Genomic DNA, 18,532 nt, shown 5'->3' on the forward strand with positions numbered 1-18,532 from the left:
AAATCAATCTAAAGCAACGGCTATAGTTTAAGTTTTAGAATCGATAGTAAGTCTTAATAATGATAACCCTATGAATAATGCAGTACTGATTTTGATTCTAATACTGTTTGGTTCTGATTATATAGTCGGTCAGACAAAACCTACCACCCGTGTAGATGGTAGCCGACAAAGCAATGTATTAACGGCCGTGCCGTTTTTACTTATTACCCCACACCCCAAAGCCGGAGCAATGGGAAATGCTGGAGTTGCTGTTGAAGCTGATGCAAACGCAGCGGCAGTAAATAGCTCTTCACTTGCTTTTCTACCCGAGGGTACGAAAGGCGTATCCGTTTCTTACAGCCCCTGGCTTCGAACTATAGCGCCAGGAATGAGTTTATCCTACTTAGGAGCCTATGCTCGGTTAGACAAACGCAGTACTATTGCAACATCCTTACGGTATTTTGATGTTGGAGATGTAAATTTTACTGACAATAATTTTGGAGATCTTGGCTTGTTGAGTCCGAGTGAATTTGCTTTTGATGTAAGCTATATCAGGAGTTTCGGACCACGGTTTGCTTTAGGGGGAACAGTACGCTACATCCATAGCAGCCTGTTCAGCGGACAGGCCGCGTCTGGTCGATCAGTAGAAGCTGGTAAAGCAATCAGTGTTGATGTGTCTGGCATATACAAGAACAACAGTTATTTTCTATCCTTACCTGCTGCTTTTTCAATAGGACTTAATTTATCCAACATTGGTACAAAAATAAACTATGGTATAGGAAGAGAATCATACTTCTTGCCAGCAAATTTCCGGCTTGGAACGGCTGTGGCATTAACAGGAGAAGACGGGGTATTTACCGTAGCACTGGATATAAATAAGCTAATGGTACCAACACAGCCGATATATGATCAGGAAGGAAATATTGTAAAGGGAAGAGATCCAAACCGTTCAGTTACTTCTGGAATCTTTAGCTCATTCATAGACGCCCCTAACGGGTTTTCGGAGGAGTTGAAAGAAGTTGGCATATCAACAGGCATAGAATATAAGTTTAAAGATCTTATTGCATTCAGGACAGGTTACAATTATCAAAACCCTCAAAAAGGGAATAATAGTTATTTCACAATAGGAACAGGTTTAAAATATCAAGCATTAACATTCGATTTCGCTTATCTATTGGCTTCAACATCTACTAGTGCATTAGCCAACACGTTAAGATTTGGATTGCAAGTAGACCTTAGTAGAAAGGTTAAGTAGATCGCTTAATCTTTTACCGATATATAAGATCACTTTGCTTGATTCTATATTATAATATATTCATGTCAATCACATAGTTGAAAACTATGTGAGTAAATTAATGCGCTATTCACAAAGCACCATCAACTAATTGATATATAGCTGCTTGTAGAAAACCAATCATCCTGCAGCCCGACTAAACCAAAAAGAAATGGATAATCCTTTTAATTAACAAATAACTAGCGGGTCTTTTTGTCTTTAAACCCGGTAGCCAATATGGTTATGGAGCAAAGCGCTATAATCGCAGAGGGTAATTATTAACAAAAAGTCAATTGGACTGCGAAACTCCGTAGTTGTAATCAAATAAAATTTTGCAATGTTTTAATTTTATATCAGTTTGGTTGACTAGCTAAATTTTGGAAAATTATAAATTTCAGATGATATAGATATGATTGGGTGGAACTTGAAGCCGAAAAATGATTATCTATCCTTTAACAAATCAATTTTTTCTTTTTCAGCCTGTAATAGACGTTCAAGCAGCGCAACTTTCTCATCGTACAAGGCTACAATTTTATCAATTGGATTGAATGTAGGAAAGTAATTAATGCCGTTCACGGTAGAATGGGTAAATGTATTTGCAATAATATTAATCATTGCTTCCTCTGAAAAGTTTTTGATCGCATCCGCCGGAACGCCAAGCACTTTAGCCACCTTTTCCAAAACATCATCCTCTATAGTTTCGCTTTGCTCCAGGCGTGAAACTGTCTGTTGGCTCACGCCTAAATCAGCGGCAAGCGCTTCCTGCTTGATACCACGCATTTCGCGAATGCGACCGATTTTCCTACCGATATGATTGTTTGAGGGTTTAGCAGATGTTTCCATAACCAAATATACAAAGAATTTATAACGGTAAAGATAATACCCTTGTGAGTATAACACACGCTGTTTGGGTTCGGTTTACATAGACCTCTGCTATTAACCGAATCAAGCGACCGGACGCTATTGATAAAGCCAGGAGATAATTCAGTGAACGCTTACGCTTTGTGCTTTGCACCTGATGTTTACCGTAACCGTAACTACCCGATAGTCATACGATTTCATGGCAAGACTGATAAGAGCGGGTTAAAAGTAAGTGCCTTTACAAGATTCAGCCTACCTGATAAGGAACAGAAGCTATCCGAAGATCGCCCAAACGAACAGCAATTAGATGAGAACAGTAAAACCATGTATGAAATCATGAGGCCGCTAACCTACAAAAGCGAGTTGCGGGATGAACCAGTTTGGTGCGAGGCAAAAGCGACGATCTTTACTTTATGGAAGAAAGCTTTGCCCTTACTTACTGATAATCCTTATAATCACACATATCTATTATACTGGCTTAAATATTTAAGGGAAAAGCCAACCAAATCATTTATGTAGGCATGTAGATATAGTTTGGAATGCCCCACGTTGTCATTTATGTTAACATTTCACAAAGACCGCTTTAATCTTTCAGTAGAGGTTATTATTGGTAGTAGGATAATACCAGTAAAGCATAAACCGCATTTTTTCATTTTTGATGAGCAGACAGGTACTTGTTACCTCATGAACAGCATTGAGAATGACAGTTTGCTAAACTTGATGCTTGATAACAAAACTAAGATCACCGTTCTAAAGGAGAATTTTAAAAAATTTAACGAAGATTTTCTAAAGCGTCTTGCTGGATGCTATCCGATATTCTTTGCAGATGAACGAAGATGTAGGACGGCCTACGATTATAATCTCCTAAAACCAAAGTTAGACTGGTGAAAAAAAGAAAATCAGCTGCGGCAAGCGGCTCCATACTTACGCCGCCAGCCTCGCTGCAAGAGCAAATCGCAGTTGCCGTTTGCAGAAAAAGCAATGGGTTTCCACCCAATCACCATAGCCGCAAAGGTAGCCCACGCCGGAATGAAACGTAAAGGCTATACAAGCGGGCAAGTGTGTTTTGTTTTTAGCGGCTTGCCCGTATTCTAAGACTTTACCAAATGAAAAGTAAAAAATAATTTTAGTATTATGTGAGAACGCTAAGGGATTTCAGGGTGCCTGACCAGTTAAATAAGTACCTATTTATTATAAGCCTAAATATATAGGCGATAATGCCCACACTCGCTGTTTGGGGACTTTCTTATAAATAATCAATAAATTTCCCGGCGTGAGCTTATAATATTTGAGAATTTGTAATTTGCAAGTATTAATTAATGGCAGGCATGATATCGCATGAATTTAACTTAACTTTTTCAAAGTCATGGTCAGAGGCTAAAGGAATAACTTATCATGTCAGCACTGAAGACGCACGTCGGACTGAATTAGCTATTCATCTGGAAAATAGCAGCTTTGAAAATACGGTTAGCCAGATCGAGGTGCTGAACCAAAAGAGTGACATCAAGCGCATCGCGAAACAATGGCGCGAAGTTTCAGGTTCTAAATCCTTGATTTATCTTAAGAACAGTACTATTAAGATCGGAAATTCAACTATTTCTGTGGATGAACTGAAACATATTCTACAGGACTGGTTGACACATATACAACCCTTCAGCGTTGAAAATGAAGCTACTAAGGTATCAAAGTATCTTATGTTGCCTATTACTCAGATAACGTTTGATGACCGATTTCCTTTAAATGAACCTTACGTCGATGAGAACTGGGACTTTATAAAGCTTAGGGCTAAGCTTTATTCTCAGGAACAATATATTGGAGAGATTCCATATATGATCAGCCACTTTGGACCGATGTATGATACCGGTGAACGGGAATTGATTGACTGGGAAGGGCTTACCGGGATGTTTAGGCAAGAGTTATTCGCAGTGATATTAAAGCAAGAACCCGCCGCTGTTGCTTTAGAAAGCAGTAGTTATGGCACCTTATTGGTAAAAGATGGGGACGGAAAAACTCTCAAGTTAGCCTATTGCCAATATATTGATAGCCAATGGCAAGTCATCCTTACGGATTTAGGTAGCGTAGTAAAGAGTAAAAGTATCTCAGTCGTGCTAAAAGTCCCACCTCCGCTAATTCTTTAATTAGGGGGAACATTTCTTCATCTTAACTCGACAACAAAATTCTCATTTTGGCCGGAACCCGTCAAGGGTGTATGAACAGCGCAGCCGCACAAGCCCGCCCTTCGCTGCCCTTGACAGAACCCGTCCAAAATAAGGAGAGTTGTTTAAGAGTTTAGATGATAAACCCTAAGCTGCATATTTCATCAGATCCACATAGCCCGAGCCGCGATTGACAACAGCAAACATTCTGGAAATGATCTTATTGCGTATAACATTTAGTGTACTCATCTTATTTTTCCCCTCGCTCACTCTTCTTTTATAATAGCTTTTCATCTCTGGATTATATGCGCAGGCACTAATGGCTACCATGTGGATTAATTTTTTTAGCTGCTTGTTGGATAAACTGCTGACTCGCGTTCTTCCCTTTATACTGGTACCAGACTGGTGCTCGAAAGGAGCGGTTCCCACATAACAGGCGAACTTCCGCCAAGTAGAAAAACGGGTGAAATTGTGCGTATAAGCAATCATATTTGCGGCCATCACTGGACCTACGCATTTAATGCTGGTTAGCAGTTGATAGTTGGTTTTAACTGCTTCATCACTTTCTATAACCGCCTTAATTTGTTGTTCAATCTTTTTAATTTGAACCGTTAGGCTCTGTATCAGACTTTTATAAACTTGAAATATCTCTTTATGCTCTTTTCCTTCTAATGCCTTTTTCTGTTCTTTCCATGTGGCTTCATACCCACCACGATCACATACCATACGGTTCCGTAATGTCAGCAGCGATTGAAGCTTGAGAATACTTTTGGCTGGTAATACAGTTGCCTGAATGGTTTCGCGATGTAACCAAGCATATTCAGCAATTCTTTGCGCATCAATTTGGTCATTCTTTCCTCTTCTGATCCCGATAGATTGTTTGATCTGAAGCGCAGGAAGCATAGCGAATGGGATTTCGATATAATTTAGATAGGTGGCAAGTTTAATTGAATACATACCGGTATGCTCGAAGCATATGATCATTTCCGAATGTTTACTATGCTTTTTTACCCAACTCAAAAGTGAAGCAAATCCTTTTTCCTCGTTACTGAATGTTTTGGAAGCCCCGATTGCATGCAGGTGGGCATCAATAGTAAGCTTTGATACATCGATGCCGACAAATACTTTGTATTTCATACTAAATAAATTAATGTGATGTACTCAGACTAAAACCTTTATCAGACCTGGTGTCTAAAATTCTAACTTGTCATTGACATCAACTTGTGACTCGGAACAGGGACTAATACGGGCCATAGGTCTTTAGCCTGGGCCTTGACTTGGTTCACCCCATTCTTTGTCAGCAAGATAGTTCTAATAGTAATCACAAATAAATCATCTCAAGGACTTGGAAAAGGGACTAATACGAAGCATAGGTCGTTAACCTGGGCCTTGACTTGGTTCACCCTTTCTTTGTCCAAGATATTTTAATAGTAATCACAAAGCAAATCTAAAGGGCCTTGACATTTCATCCGCCTTTCGCTTTTGGTGCCTAAGCGTTGAAAATGGGGTGGTATGTTTGCATTTTCATGATCGTATAAAATCATCGATTTACATAGAAATAAAAAATTTAATCATTTATTAAATTTACATTTGAATAGTATTCTTTCGAATCGCTCTTTCACTTTTCAAATCACTCTCATGGCTAAAATTAATGATAACCAGTACATTATAGCCATTGGCGCTTCTGCCGGAGGATTGGAGGCTATTTCCGCTTTTTTCGATTACACCCCGCTTGATGCGGTTTCTTACATCATCATACAACATCTTTCATCTGATTTTAAAAGCCAGATGGCTAAAATCCTTGCGCCCCACAGTAAATTAAAAGTGATAGAGGCGGTTGAAAATGCAATGATCGAGCCTAACACCGTTTACCTTATTCCAAGTTCTAAATTCATGGTTGTGGAGAACGGCAGGCTGTTATTATCAGATAAAATAGAACAGCCGCGGCCTTACCTGACCATTGATTACTTTTTCACATCTCTTGCAAAGGAGCGCGGCAACAAAGCCATAGGCGTAATATTATCCGGCACTGGCAGCGACGGTTCAAAAGGTATCGAGGCGATAAAAAAAGCCGGAGGCATCGCTTTTGTCCAGGACCCTAATACCGCAGGATACAATGGTATGCCGTTGGCAGCAATTGCAACGGAATGTGCAGATATGATCCTGTCTCCAGAATCAATGCCTCAAATTATAGAAGACTATGTGAAAGACGGAACACTTGAATTACTTACAGACGATAAGCAAGAACATATCAGCGAAGCGGAGCTTGCAAAAATATTTGATTTAATCAAAGGAAATTTACCACTGGATTTTTCCGAATACAAGCGACCGACGATCATCAGAAGGATTAAAAGGCGGATGATCGAGCATAATTTCTCTAAGGTTAATAAATATTATGATTTTCTGAAGGACAATAGCGTGGAGGTAAAATTACTGGCTAATGATTTTTTGATCAGTGTTACCGCATTTTTTAGAGATACTGAAGCCTTTAAGATTATACAGGAAACAGTTATACCAGACATTATTGATAAAAATGAAAATGATGTTTTAAAAATATGGGTGGCTGGTTGTGCGACTGGCGAAGAGGCCTATACGATGGCCATTTTGGTTAAAGAATATTTGATTCGTTATCCCAATAGTATTGAAGTAAAGATTTTTGCCACGGATATCAACAAAGCAGCTTTGGACACAGCATCTAAAGGCATTTATGCTGAACACATAGAAAAATCTGTGTCAGATGAACGTTTGAAACAATTTTTTACAAAGGAAGGCAATTCTTACAAAGTAAAACACGAGATCAGGAAAATGCTGATTTTTGCGCAGCATGACCTGGTTAAAAACCCACCTTACTGTAATATAGACCTCATCAGTTGCCGTAATTTACTTATCTATCTTAATACGACGCTCCAAAATAAAGTGTTTTCACTGATGCATTTCGGCTTAAAAAAAGGTGGCTATTTGTTTTTGGGTCCAAGTGAAAATGCCGCGATAATAAAAGATGATTTTGAGGTAATCAACATTAAATGGAATATACTAAAAAGTATCAAAACGGGCCGTACTGTTAAGTTTGATAACTTTTCATCCCATTTGATAGCTGGGATAAAAACAACTACACTGGAAATGAGTAATAATATCCTTTCACCAGTTTCCAAACCCGTTACTGATAAGATCAGCTCAGGTGTGCTTGCGGCTTTGGATTTTGTCGGTGTGTGCACTGATGAAAATTTAATTGTCATTCAGTCTTTTGGCGATACCAGCCCTTATCTTAGGAACATTAATTTCAATCATAATCTGATTGATTTATTGCCGGAAGACATTTCCATTGTTCTTAAAGCGGCTACACACAAAGCTTTAAAACTAAATGAAAAGATAACATTGAACAAATTGGCTCTGCCAAATAAACAAAAATCTAAAGCGAGATCATTAACAATCAACATCAGTCCTTTTTATAGTGAAAAATCTGAAAGATTATTGTTCATCAATTTTACGGAAACTATAACTAAAGCCTCTGTAAAAAACATAATCAATATCAGCGATATCATTGAGGTAACTAACGAACATGTGATCAGCCTTGAACAAGAGAATGCAGAATTAAAGCAACTTCTTTCGATAGCTAAGGAGCGAATTGAGACATCAAATGAAAACACACAGTCGTATAATGAAGAATTGCAATCAGCTAACGAGGAAATGCAGTCTGCAAATGAAGAAATGCAAAGCACGAACGAAGAATTACAGTCCGTTAATGAAGAACTTCAAACCATCAACAAAACTCACCAACTAACTATTGATGAATTAACCGATCTGAATGATGATTTAAACAATTATTTTAGGAGCAATATCAATGGGCAATTATTTGTTGATAGGGATTTATTACTTAGAAGGTATTCGCCGGGAGCAGTTAAGCATATTAATATAAGGGAAAGTGATATTGGACGCCCGTTAAGTGAAATTACGACCAATATTAAATTTGAGACATTAATTGGCGATATCGAGGATGTTATATTAAATGAAAATACTATCACAAAAGAAGCAGAAGCCACAAATGGTAAAATTTATCAGGTAATGACCATGCCTTACCTTAAAAAGAATAGCAAAAAGGCAAATGGTGCAATTGTTAGCTTTTATGACATAACAGAATTAAAAAAGCTGTTAAAAGAATTAAATATCAGAAATGAAAGTCTCCGCAGAATAAACGACGACCTCAATAACTTTGTTTATGGGGCATCACATGATCTCAATGCACCGCTCTTAAACATAGAAACGGTAATGGGCATACTTAACAAGAAACTTGATACCTCAAACCCTGATGTAGTTAACCTGTCAGAAATGATGAATACAGCTTTGATCAATTTCAAAGAAGTTATTAAAGAATTGGGGAAAGTAGGTGCCCTGGAAGCTGAAACAATGGAAGAAGCAAACTTGGAAAGCTTTGAGGTTATATTTAAAGAGATTGAAGAATCTATATCTGAAAGAATTAAACTCGCTGAGGCCAAAATCACTACAGATTTCGGGGTGAAAGACGTTCGGTTCTCCAAAAAGAACTTAAGAAGCATCTTGTTAAACCTGACCACGAATGCTATAAAGTTTCATTCTCCGGACAGGTTACCCGAAATCTCGATAGCAACAAAAAAAACCGATGGTTTTGTAATGTTAATGGTGACGGATAATGGGATGGGAATTAAAAAAGAAAGACTCGATTTTGTGTTTAAAATGTATAAGCGGATTAGTGATGATATTGAAGGCCAGGGTGTGGGACTTTATTTGGTTAAGAAAATCATTAATGCATCCGGTGGTAAGATAGAAGTAGAAAGTGAAATAGGTAAAGGCAGTACATTTAAGATATATTTTAAAATTTAAGCAGATGGATATGGTGAAACGGATACTTGTTTTTGATGACGATAAGAATATTTCTTCGATCATTCAATATATTCTGGAAGAAAAGGGATGGGAAGTAGTTTGTAGCCACAATAGTAATGATGCGGTAGAAAAAATAAAAACAACACAACCTGCCATCATTATGATGGATAATAATATTCCTGATATTGGTGGCGTGGTTACTGTTCAACGGATAAAACTTGAAGAAGAATTGCAACATATTCCTATCATTTTTTTTACAGCAAGTTCAGATGCGGAATCCCTGGCTAATGAGGCTGGTGCGGACGCTTGCCTACCTAAGCCATTTGATCTGGAAAAACTATACCATGTAATAGAATCATTATTGCCCCTGCCTGTCGATGGTAATTAGGCAATAGGTAGATTGATAAGATTAGGCTGCTCCTTTAATAGTGATTTGACCTGAATTCTAACTCTTGAAATATCCTCACTGATGATTGCCTTTAATTTCTGATCGAAACGTCCCATCAATAAACGTGAGCGATGATACTCTAACTTCTTAATTACTGCATCTATACTTTGCATAGGATAATCTTTCAGATTTATTATTGGATAATTAAAGGAACTAATGGTGTTATTGGATAATTTACATCTTCTACTGTTTTCTGACTTTCTCTATTAAGGTGAATAGGATTATCAATATGCTTTACAACATTCTTTGATAAATTCCTGGCAATTGAGATCATCCAGGCATAGATACCACCAGGCTGAGACTGATATTGGTCAATAGAATTCCAAATCTTAATAAAGGTCTGTTCTAAAATATCTTCTGCTAATTGCTGATCTTTTACGTAGCAATAAATTACTTTAAATAGTGTAGCAGCATAGTTATCATATAATGTTTCAGCACCTATCCTTGTGCGGGTTTGAACCACAGCAATCAAATTTTTTTCAGATAATCTGGCTTTCATTGCTACAGTCTTTTAATCATTAAACTATTGCCAAAGGAGTGCCAAAATAACAAAAATCAATTTTTAACCTCCATGAAATAAATTATCGGCGTAATACATTATTCGATTCTGATAGTTGTATTCTGGCGACTAAATTAAGTCGTCTCTTTAGGTCGTTTACTGAATTGGATTTTCTTTTATAGTCGATATAATCAATTGATTTTCAAAAATTTATATATTTTGATATTGAAACTTAATTGCAAACACGATGTTGTTCACTCATATTAATTAAAACGTAAAAAAATGAAAAAAGGATTAATGGCCTTATTGGTTATGGCGATCAGCTTTAGCACAATGGCACAAACGAAAATGAGTAATTCAAAAATGCACGATGGTGTGATGATGAAGCACGGAAAAATGATGATGATGAAAGATGGTAAATCCATGATGATGGACAAAGACATGACGATGTCCAATGGCACTATGGTGATGATGGACGGTACCGTTAAAATGAAAAATGGTAAAACCATGAAGATGAAAAACGGTCATGGAATGGACATGAGCGGCATGATGATGCCGATGAAAATGAAAAGCATGAAAATAAAGAAAGATACTTCGATGAAAATGTAATCGTTCGAAGGCTGTTCCAGGATGGATGGAACAGCCTTTATTAATTACTTTTATAAATTAATACACACCCTCTTGTTTCTGTCATGAAAAGTTTGAATAGGTATTCGGCTATTTCTTAGTTGGTTAAATTCCTTTTCAGGTCCTCTCTTTAAAACAAAATTTGTAATAAATTGTCTATACAAAGGATTGAAAAATTCATTGTTAAGAATACACAGGCCAAGGTAAAGCGATATAAATACCTGCTCCGATCACAATAATTACTTCAATACGAGGAAAGAAAGCAAATTAGCGAAAGTTTGTTTTTTCATTTTTGTTGATTCAACAACTACAAAAAATGAAATATGAACACTCCTGATTATAAAGCTTTATTCGATAGTTCTCCTGAATTATTATTAATTATTGATGCAAATCTTACTATCATTTCCGCAACGTGTGCCTATTTGAAAGCGGTTAATAAATTAGATCAAGCGATTGAAGGGGGAAATATATTTGACTTGTTTACGAATGAGGCTGCCCACGAAACAATTGGCGGTAGCATAGATAATATAAGGGCTTCTTTAAAACGTGTGCTTAAAGATAAAACAGACGACACTTCAACCATACCTTTTTATAGCGTCGAAAAACCTGGAGCAGCTATTAAATTAAAGCATTATCGACTTACTCACTCACCTGGATTGACCGAGTCGGGCAATATAAAATATATCACCCAGCGCCTTGAAGATGTGACAGAAATAGAAACATTGAAGGCACTGGTCGAAAGAAAAATAAAATCCATAGAGCAGATAGCGGCCAGCGAGAAGCGGTATTACATGATGCTAATGAAGTCTCCATTTGCATTTTGTATTATGAAGGGTGAAGACCTCGTGATCACCCTTGCAAATGACCTGATGAAAGATTTTTGGGGTAAAGGCAGGGATGTGGAAGGTAAAACACTGCTCCAGGTGTTGCCTGAAGTAGAAGACCAACCATTTCCGGGTATGCTACTGTCTGTTTTAAAAACGGGAACTCCTGTTTATGTGAACGAAATACTTGCCCGGCTAAAGTATCAGGATAAAATGGAAATCCGGTATTTTAATATTGTTTACCAGCCTTATCACGAAGAAGATGGAGCTATTTCGGGCGTAACCACTATCGCTTACGATGTAACCGAACTGGTAACATCCCGAAACAAAATAGAAGAGAGCGAACACCGTTATCAGGAAATGATATTTTCCTCCCCTTCCCTGATTGCGATTTTAAAAGGGAAAGAAATGATAATCGATATAGCCAACGATGCTATTTTAGAAACCTGGGGGAAAGGAAAAAATGTGATAGGCAAGCCATTGTTAACTGCTTTGCCGGAATTGGTTGGACATGGGTTTGATGATTTATTTAACGGGGTTTATACAACCGGCCAACCCCATTATGCTTACGAAATGCCGGTTTATTTTCTGCGTAATGGTCAAAAGGAATTATCCTATTACACCTTTATCTATCAGGCGCAAAGAGATACCGGGGGCAATATAAATGGTGTGGCGGTTATCGGCAGGGAAGTAACCCCGGAGGCACTGTTAAACCAAAAGATAAAAGAAAGCGAAGAGCTTTTTAGGAAGCTCTTAGATACCATGCCTCAAATAGCCTGGACAAATACAACTGATGGCGAAATAACTTTTTACAATCAACGATGGTATGACTATACCGGGTTAGATCATAAGCAAACCAATTTATTAGGATGTAAAACGGTCATTAACCCTGATGATTTACAGATTGCTTTAAACGAATATCGTTCAATTCGTGAAACAAGCGATGGCGGGGAGTTTCAAATCCGTGGTAAGAGTGCCGACGGATCTTACAGATGGCATTTGATCCGTTTAATGCCAATAAAAAATAATAACGGAGAAGTACAATTATGGATAGGTACAGCAACTGATATACAAGAACTTAAGTTGCTGCAACAACAAAAAGATGATTTTATCAGCATTGCCAGCCATGAACTTAAAACACCTATCACCAGTTTAAAAGCTTCCCTGCAATTCATGAATAGAATAAAAGATACTCCTACTAATATAATGTTGCCTAAACTTATTGTACAAGCAAACGAAAGTTTAGATAACGTTATCGTACTGATGGATGACCTGTTAAACGCAAGTATTGCAAATGAAGGCCAACTCCATATCAATAAAAAACTGCTTAACCTCTCTGAAATTATAGAAGAGTGCTGCCCGCATGTGCGCGCCGAAGGTATTTATACCATCAAAACTGAAGGGAACATGGATGTTGAGGTGTATGCTGATGCTGCGCGAATTGACCAGGTGGTGATTAATTTTGTTAACAATGCCATAAAATATGCGTCTGATTCAAAAGAGATCAGGATTGTTATTGAAAGAGTAAACGATTTGGCCAAAGTATCGGTTATAGATACCGGGCCCGGCATTCCACCAGATAAATTACTTCATTTATTTGATCGTTATTACCGGGTAGATAGTAGTGGAAGTCAATATTCGGGATTAGGGCTTGGGCTATATATATCAGCGGAAATCATCAAAAAACATAATGGCCAGATTGGCGTTGACAGCGAATTGGGCAAAGGAAGCACGTTTTGGTTTACCTTGCCTGTTGCCTAAGTTGAGATAATATTTGTTCCTTGTAATGCCCAATAGTATTACCTAAACCCTTGTTCCCTATTCAGTGCGGTCTCCACCGTCACGTAATGCCTATCGTTGACGAGCAGACCCCATTACCGGCGAAGTTCAGATTTGACAATATGAACGTGCTTAGTATTTTGATTAGCTAAATCTCTTTTGCCATATACCAATTCTTCTTTTCAGTAAGCTGATTATATTTTTTTAATTAATGATAAAATATCTCCAACTTGTTTCATATAAATTTTTGTTAATGGTTTTTATTTAAAAAAAGGATTTTTCTATAATACATTCATTATATTTGTTTAACGAGTTCATTGACTATCGTTATCCTGTAAATAGGCTGCAAAAGTCACCAAACTAAAGCACATTAAATGTGCCCAATTCGGTGCCCGTTCCTGTTTTATTTTGATATAACGTGCTGAATATAATAGATTTAAATGACTGGACTATCGTCCTGCCATCCCGACGAAATGCGATACCATCAAGTATCAAAACCCTGTAAATGTCTCATTTACAGGGTTTTTTGTTTTATTCAAATCCTTTTCAGTACATACTATTCCTTGCTTTATGTGAACAATAAGGTGAACAGAATCCATTTTTTAGATTTGTTCACCAGAAAGGGTCTAACCTACTGATGTAAAGTAATTTGCATCAATAAAATTTAGATCAAAAAGGGCGCATTTAGATCACTTTTTTTCTTTCCGGTGAACAGTTTTGGCTATAAGAGTTCAAAACAATTTATCTATTAATCTAAAAATCTGGAAAAGATGAGGACAAGTAATACATTCGGAATTCACTTTGTATTGAGGGAAAACCGTGGAAAGAATGGATTATCAGCTATTTACATGCGGATCGTGGTTAACAAAAGCCGCTCAGAAGTAGCATTAAAGCGGCAGGTGGCTGCTACTGACTGGAGCGAAGCCAAAGGTTTGGCGAAGCCTAAAAACGACGAATTGCGTAAATTAAATACGCACCTGGAACAGCTTCGCGGCATGATGGCCGGCCATTACCAAGAACTTCAGTTACAGAAAAAAGTAGCGACTACCGAAGTTTTGAAGAATCTTTTTGCCGGTGTTAAAGATTCGGAACACCCCTTAATAATATTGTTGCTTACCACAATGCCACCATGAAAGATGTGCTGGCCCCCGGCACTATGAAAAATTACTACACTACTGCCGGGTATCTTAAAGAGTTTGTGCAGCAACAATTCAGGCGTTCTGATATTTACCTTTCAGAACTTGATTACAGTTTTATCAGCAAATTGGAACACTTCCTTAGAAGGCGGCAACCGGATGATCATCAAAAGAAACTGGAAAATAATGGGCTTATGAAACATTTGGAACGTTTTCGCAAAATCATTCGACTTGCCGTTAAAATGGCCTGGCTGGATAAAGACCCGTTCTCCATGTTCCAACTCAAATTTAACAAAACGGAGCGTGGTTTTCTGACCATCGCAGAATTGAATAAGATTGAGAATAAAAAGCTGACGATAGAGCGTATAGCATACGTACGTGACCTTTTTGTATTAAGTTGCTATACAGGACTTGCATACATAGATGTGATGGAATTAACACCTAATAAACTGGTTCAGGGAATAGACGAATATCAATGGATAAAAACCACCCGTGAGAAAACGAGAATTCCTGTTAATGTTCCTTTACTCCCCCAGGCAGCCAAGATCATTGAGCGTTACAAACAGCATCCAAAAGCTATTGCAAATGGAACATTGCTGCCGCATATCTCCAATCAGAAGCTGAATAGCTATTTGAAGGAAGTAGCCGACATCTGTGATATTAATAAGACACACTGACCTATCACGTAGCCCGGCATACCTTTGCAACGGCTGTAACGCTATCTAATGGCGTTCCTATAGAAACAGTAAGCAAGATGCTTGGGCATACAACTATCAGAACCACCCAGATATATGCCAAAGTCGTTGAACGAAAGGTTAGTGACGATATGAATGTGCTACGGGATAAACTAGGTCCTGCGCCGGTACGTCGCTAATCGTAAACCTAAATTCAAAACCAAACTTAAAAAAGTCAGCTGATGAAACCCATAGAAATTAAGACGCTTTTTCAAACAGTCAAGGAATTGATTGAAGACTCACGCAGTCAGGTGGTGCGTAATGTTAACACGATCATGATCTATACTAATTTTTCGATTGGTAAAATGATCGTTGAAGAAGAGCAAAATGGAAGCATACGCGCAAATTATGCAGAAACCATTGTAAAGGATCTAAGTAAATCATTATCCAAAGAATACGGTAAAGGATATTCACAACGAAACCTGGATTACTTTAAACAATTCTATTTATTATACCATGACCGAATTGCGCAGACACTGTCTGCGCAATTCGGAGAAACGGATCAACATCTCGGTCAGCGTACTTTATTGATCGTTTTCGCTGATCAGTTCAAAGTCAGTTGGTCGCTTTATATTCAGTTAATGAAAATCCAAAACCTTGAAGAGAGACACTTTTATGAAATTGAAGCTATTGAATGTAATTGGTCTTACCGTGAGTTTCAGCGGCAATATCATTCAGCACTATACGAAAGATTATCAATAAGTAGGGATAAAAAAGGTTTAAGGAAAATTAATGAAAAAGGCAGAATTAACGAAGACGCCATTAATGTACTAAAAAGTCCTGTTGTACTAGAGTTCCTTGATCTTAAAGAAGACAACCGATACTCTGAAAATGATTTAGAAACGGCCATCATCAATAAACTTGAGCATTTTATGATGGAGTTGGGAAAAGGATTTCTGTTCGAAGGTCGTCAAAGGCGTATTAGTTTAGACGGTGATCATTACTGGGTCGACTTGGTATTCTATAATAGGCTTTTAAAGTGCTTTGTATTAATCGATCTAAAAATCGGCAAACTAACCCATCAGGACATTGGGCAGATGCAAATGTATGTCAACTTTTATGATCGTAGGATAAAACATAATGATGAGAAGCCTACTTTAGGCATCATCCTTTGCAAAGCGGACAATAAATCTGTTGTCGAATTTACATTGCCGCTGGATAATGAACAGATTTTTAGCAAAGAATACAAGTTATATCTACCAAGTAAAGAGGAATTAAAAAAACAATTAGAATAGTTTTTTTAGAATAATTGCTGCAAATGATCTAAATATTTGCATGTCTCCACTTTTCAAGATTGTTAAGGATTTACCTGAATGGCACATATATTTGTCAGTTTAAAAATCACCAATCAACTTACGTTTTAAAAAATTACAGCGTACCAAAATATTTTAAGGGGTCACATTTGTAACCCCTTAAAATATTGTCATCAGTTTTTCAAGGTATTCACAGTTAATCAGCAATCGCCTCACTACTAAAATTCAAGAGGCTAATTCCCGTCAACGCCATCAGTCCTTATATTGTGAGTAGATGTGCTTTCTATTCACCAATCGTTAAGAGAAAGATTAATCAGCTGGAACCAGAACTTTCATGACATATTACCATGGACTGATTCCCGTATCCGGAGCGTTGTCGTCGCTGAAAAATTGACCGGTTAGCCCATCTACACCCAGTGTGGCTGCTTTTACTACTCTCGCAGCGGCTTCAGGAATGGTTCCGGGACCGGTGTGGTTGTTAAAATCTGTTGCAGTGTAGCCCGGATCAACGGCGTTTACTTTAAAAGCAGTATCGCGCAGTTCGTAGGCCAGCACAATAGTATAAGCATTTAGCGCTGCTTTTGACGACACATAAACGGTTGGCTTTACTTTATAATAATGCCATTCAGGATCATTATGTAAGGTGAGTGAACCAAGACCAGAAGTAACATTGACTATTCTTGGTTCCGGCGATTCCTTTAGCAGGTCGACGAAAGCCTGCGTTACTGTTATGACGCCAAAAAAATTGGTTTCGAACACGTGCCTGAACAAGCTGATTTCCGTATCCAGCGGTGCCTGCGGCATGCTGCCGGAAACGCCGGCGTTGTTGATCAATACGTCCAGTACGTTAGTTTTATTACCAACCACTTCGCGGGCGGCCTGTATGGAATTGATGTCATCTACATCAATCTCTACAGGCTCTACCTGGTTTAAATTCTCTGCCTGCAGCAGTTTAACCGCCTCGCGGCCTTTTTCAATATCACGGCATCCCAAGTACAAATAGTATCCTTGCCGTAATAATTGCCTGGCTGTTTCAAAGCCAATGCTTTTGTTCGCTCCTGTAATCAGTGCTGTTTTCATGGTATGTTTATTTTAAATGTTTATTGTTCATTTCATCAGCCGTTTAAGTAATCCGGCGATTGCTGATGGTTCTCTGGGTTGAGCCGAAGGCGAATCAATCAGTTAAACGACTGTCTGAAATTAAGCGGTGATAAGTTTGTTTTAGCTTTGAATAACTTACTAAAAGATGGCAGGTGCTCAAAACCTAACTGGTAAGCGATCTCGCTGACAGATAAACTGGTAGATGAGAGCATTTCTTTCGCTTTTTCAATAAGTTTTTGGTGTATGTGCTGTTGCGTGTTCATACCTGTCAGTACCTTTAGCAATCCACTGAGATAATCTGGCGATACATGCAATTCATCGGCAACAAAGTGTACGGTAGGCAGTCCCTTATCAATTATATCCTCACGCTCAAAATAAAGATCAAGCAGGTTTTCTAACCTGGCCAATAATTGATGATTGACTATTTTTCGCGTAATAAACTGGCGCTGGTAATACCTTTCTGCATAAGAAAGCAATAATTCAAGTTGCGCAATGATAATGTTTTGACTAAAGACATCAATGTTAGCGTGGTACTCTTGCTGTATATACTGCATAATACCCGTTACTATGCCTTCTTCTTTTTCGGATAGAAAGAGGGCCTCATTGACAGCATAATCAAAAAATCCATATTGCTTGATGGTCAAAGCTAAAGACGTATTCCAAAAAAAATCAGGATGGATCAATAATAACCAGCCGGAATGATTTACGGGCTCATCTTTGTTTATTTCAATGCGGAGCGTTTGCCCTGGCGACATAAACGTCATAATGCCTTCATCAAAATCATATTCCTGCTGTCCATATTTTATTTTACCGTTAAAATCATGCTTCAAGGCAATGGAATAAAAGTCAAACACCCTGCTTACAGGATTCTCGTCTGGCAAAGGCCTGATGAGGCGAAAATCGATCACACTGATCAGCGGGTGCTCTGGTTTGGGTAGGTTATGTTCCTGATGATATTCCCTGATCGACTTTATCCGTTTTGGCTGCTTCTTTTCCATGACCTAT

At 38.0% G+C, this 18,532-nt stretch carries 18 protein-coding genes; 12 read left to right on the top strand and 6 right to left on the bottom strand.

All coding sequences use genetic code 11. The features are described 5' to 3' along the window. Positions 1 to 70: 70 nt before the first annotated feature. The gene (porV, locus tag ACFQ3S_RS03775) at positions 71 to 1,234 is read left to right on the top strand and encodes a type IX secretion system outer membrane channel protein PorV (protein ID WP_377161392.1); all 1,164 of its coding nucleotides are present in this window, start codon (positions 71 to 73) and stop codon (positions 1,232 to 1,234) included. 459 nt (positions 1,235 to 1,693) lie between these two features. Here porV and ACFQ3S_RS03780 read toward each other — a convergent pair whose 3' ends face one another. Then, entirely contained in the window at positions 1,694 to 2,095 is a 402-nt protein-coding gene (locus ACFQ3S_RS03780) for a helix-turn-helix domain-containing protein (protein ID WP_377161394.1), read from the bottom strand. Between the two features lie 120 nt (positions 2,096 to 2,215). On the opposite strand from ACFQ3S_RS03780, the gene ACFQ3S_RS03785 reads away from it, so the two are divergent. From ACFQ3S_RS03785 to ACFQ3S_RS03795, 3 genes are all read left to right on the top strand, one after another. Next, positions 2,216 to 2,632: a hypothetical protein gene (locus tag ACFQ3S_RS03785; protein WP_377161396.1), complete on the top strand. Its 417-nt coding sequence runs from the start codon at positions 2,216 to 2,218 to the stop codon at positions 2,630 to 2,632. Positions 2,633 to 2,997: 365 nt separating this feature from the next. After that, the gene (locus tag ACFQ3S_RS03790; RefSeq protein ID WP_377161398.1) at positions 2,998 to 3,153 is read left to right on the top strand and encodes a hypothetical protein; all 156 of its coding nucleotides are present in this window, start codon (positions 2,998 to 3,000) and stop codon (positions 3,151 to 3,153) included. Positions 3,154 to 3,432: 279 nt separating this feature from the next. Then, positions 3,433 to 4,251: a hypothetical protein gene (locus ACFQ3S_RS03795; RefSeq protein ID WP_377161400.1), complete on the top strand. Its 819-nt coding sequence runs from the start codon at positions 3,433 to 3,435 to the stop codon at positions 4,249 to 4,251. A gap of 165 nt (positions 4,252 to 4,416) precedes the next feature. On the opposite strand, the gene ACFQ3S_RS03800 is transcribed toward ACFQ3S_RS03795, so the two are convergent. Continuing rightward, positions 4,417 to 5,406: an IS110 family transposase gene (locus ACFQ3S_RS03800; protein WP_377161401.1), complete on the bottom strand. Its 990-nt coding sequence runs from the start codon at positions 5,404 to 5,406 to the stop codon at positions 4,417 to 4,419. Positions 5,407 to 5,907: 501 nt separating this feature from the next. On the opposite strand from ACFQ3S_RS03800, the gene ACFQ3S_RS03805 reads away from it, so the two are divergent. Both ACFQ3S_RS03805 and ACFQ3S_RS03810 read left to right on the top strand, forming a co-directional pair. Next, positions 5,908 to 9,126 carry a CheR family methyltransferase gene (locus ACFQ3S_RS03805; RefSeq protein ID WP_377161403.1) on the top strand — a complete coding sequence of 1,073 codons (3,219 nt, stop codon included), beginning with the start codon at positions 5,908 to 5,910 and terminating at the stop codon, positions 9,124 to 9,126. Between the two features lie 4 nt (positions 9,127 to 9,130). Continuing rightward, on the top strand, positions 9,131 to 9,514 hold the full coding sequence (locus ACFQ3S_RS03810; RefSeq protein WP_377161405.1) for a response regulator: 384 nt from the start codon (positions 9,131 to 9,133) through the stop codon (positions 9,512 to 9,514). Here the strand turns inward: ACFQ3S_RS03810 and ACFQ3S_RS03815 are convergent. Both ACFQ3S_RS03815 and ACFQ3S_RS03820 read right to left on the bottom strand, forming a co-directional pair. Further along, positions 9,511 to 9,687 (bottom strand): hypothetical protein, encoded by a 177-nt coding sequence (locus ACFQ3S_RS03815; RefSeq protein WP_377161407.1) that lies wholly within the window; start codon positions 9,685 to 9,687, stop codon positions 9,511 to 9,513. The genes ACFQ3S_RS03810 and ACFQ3S_RS03815 overlap by 4 nt on opposite strands. Before the next feature lie 20 nt (positions 9,688 to 9,707). Continuing rightward, the gene (locus ACFQ3S_RS03820; protein WP_377161409.1) at positions 9,708 to 10,073 is read right to left on the bottom strand and encodes an RNA polymerase sigma factor; all 366 of its coding nucleotides are present in this window, start codon (positions 10,071 to 10,073) and stop codon (positions 9,708 to 9,710) included. Positions 10,074 to 10,406: 333 nt separating this feature from the next. Here ACFQ3S_RS03820 and ACFQ3S_RS03825 point away from each other — a divergent pair, with 333 nt between their 5' ends. The 6 genes from ACFQ3S_RS03825 to ACFQ3S_RS03850 all read left to right on the top strand — a co-directional run bounded on the left by ACFQ3S_RS03825 (position 10,407) and on the right by ACFQ3S_RS03850 (position 16,408). Beyond that, positions 10,407 to 10,682 carry a DUF6799 domain-containing protein gene (locus ACFQ3S_RS03825; protein ID WP_377161411.1) on the top strand — a complete coding sequence of 92 codons (276 nt, stop codon included), beginning with the start codon at positions 10,407 to 10,409 and terminating at the stop codon, positions 10,680 to 10,682. A gap of 341 nt (positions 10,683 to 11,023) precedes the next feature. Then, positions 11,024 to 13,285 carry a PAS domain-containing protein gene (locus ACFQ3S_RS03830; protein ID WP_377161413.1) on the top strand — a complete coding sequence of 754 codons (2,262 nt, stop codon included), beginning with the start codon at positions 11,024 to 11,026 and terminating at the stop codon, positions 13,283 to 13,285. 788 nt (positions 13,286 to 14,073) lie between these two features. Beyond that, entirely contained in the window at positions 14,074 to 14,436 is a 363-nt protein-coding gene (locus ACFQ3S_RS03835; RefSeq protein ID WP_377161415.1) for an Arm DNA-binding domain-containing protein, read from the top strand. Beyond that, positions 14,433 to 15,116, top strand: a complete 684-nt coding sequence (locus ACFQ3S_RS03840) for a site-specific integrase (protein WP_377161417.1) — start codon at positions 14,433 to 14,435, stop codon at positions 15,114 to 15,116. The genes ACFQ3S_RS03835 and ACFQ3S_RS03840 overlap by 4 nt, the downstream gene beginning before the upstream one ends. Further along, the gene (locus tag ACFQ3S_RS03845; RefSeq protein ID WP_377161846.1) at positions 15,113 to 15,313 is read left to right on the top strand and encodes a tyrosine-type recombinase/integrase; all 201 of its coding nucleotides are present in this window, start codon (positions 15,113 to 15,115) and stop codon (positions 15,311 to 15,313) included. Before ACFQ3S_RS03840 ends, ACFQ3S_RS03845 begins: the two co-directional genes overlap by 4 nt. 42 nt (positions 15,314 to 15,355) lie before the next feature. Continuing rightward, positions 15,356 to 16,408: a PDDEXK nuclease domain-containing protein gene (locus ACFQ3S_RS03850; protein WP_377161419.1), complete on the top strand. Its 1,053-nt coding sequence runs from the start codon at positions 15,356 to 15,358 to the stop codon at positions 16,406 to 16,408. 360 nt (positions 16,409 to 16,768) lie between these two features. Here ACFQ3S_RS03850 and ACFQ3S_RS03855 read toward each other — a convergent pair whose 3' ends face one another. Then, on the bottom strand, positions 16,769 to 17,506 hold the full coding sequence (locus ACFQ3S_RS03855) for an SDR family oxidoreductase (protein WP_377161420.1): 738 nt from the start codon (positions 17,504 to 17,506) through the stop codon (positions 16,769 to 16,771). Positions 17,507 to 17,604: 98 nt separating this feature from the next. Then, a complete protein-coding gene (locus tag ACFQ3S_RS03860; RefSeq protein WP_377161422.1) occupies positions 17,605 to 18,525 on the bottom strand; it encodes a helix-turn-helix domain-containing protein in 921 nt (306 codons plus the stop codon). Positions 18,526 to 18,532 lie beyond the last annotated feature (7 nt).

The organism is Mucilaginibacter terrae (assembly GCF_042679325.1).
Lineage (GTDB): Bacteria > Bacteroidota > Bacteroidia > Sphingobacteriales > Sphingobacteriaceae > Mucilaginibacter > Mucilaginibacter terrae.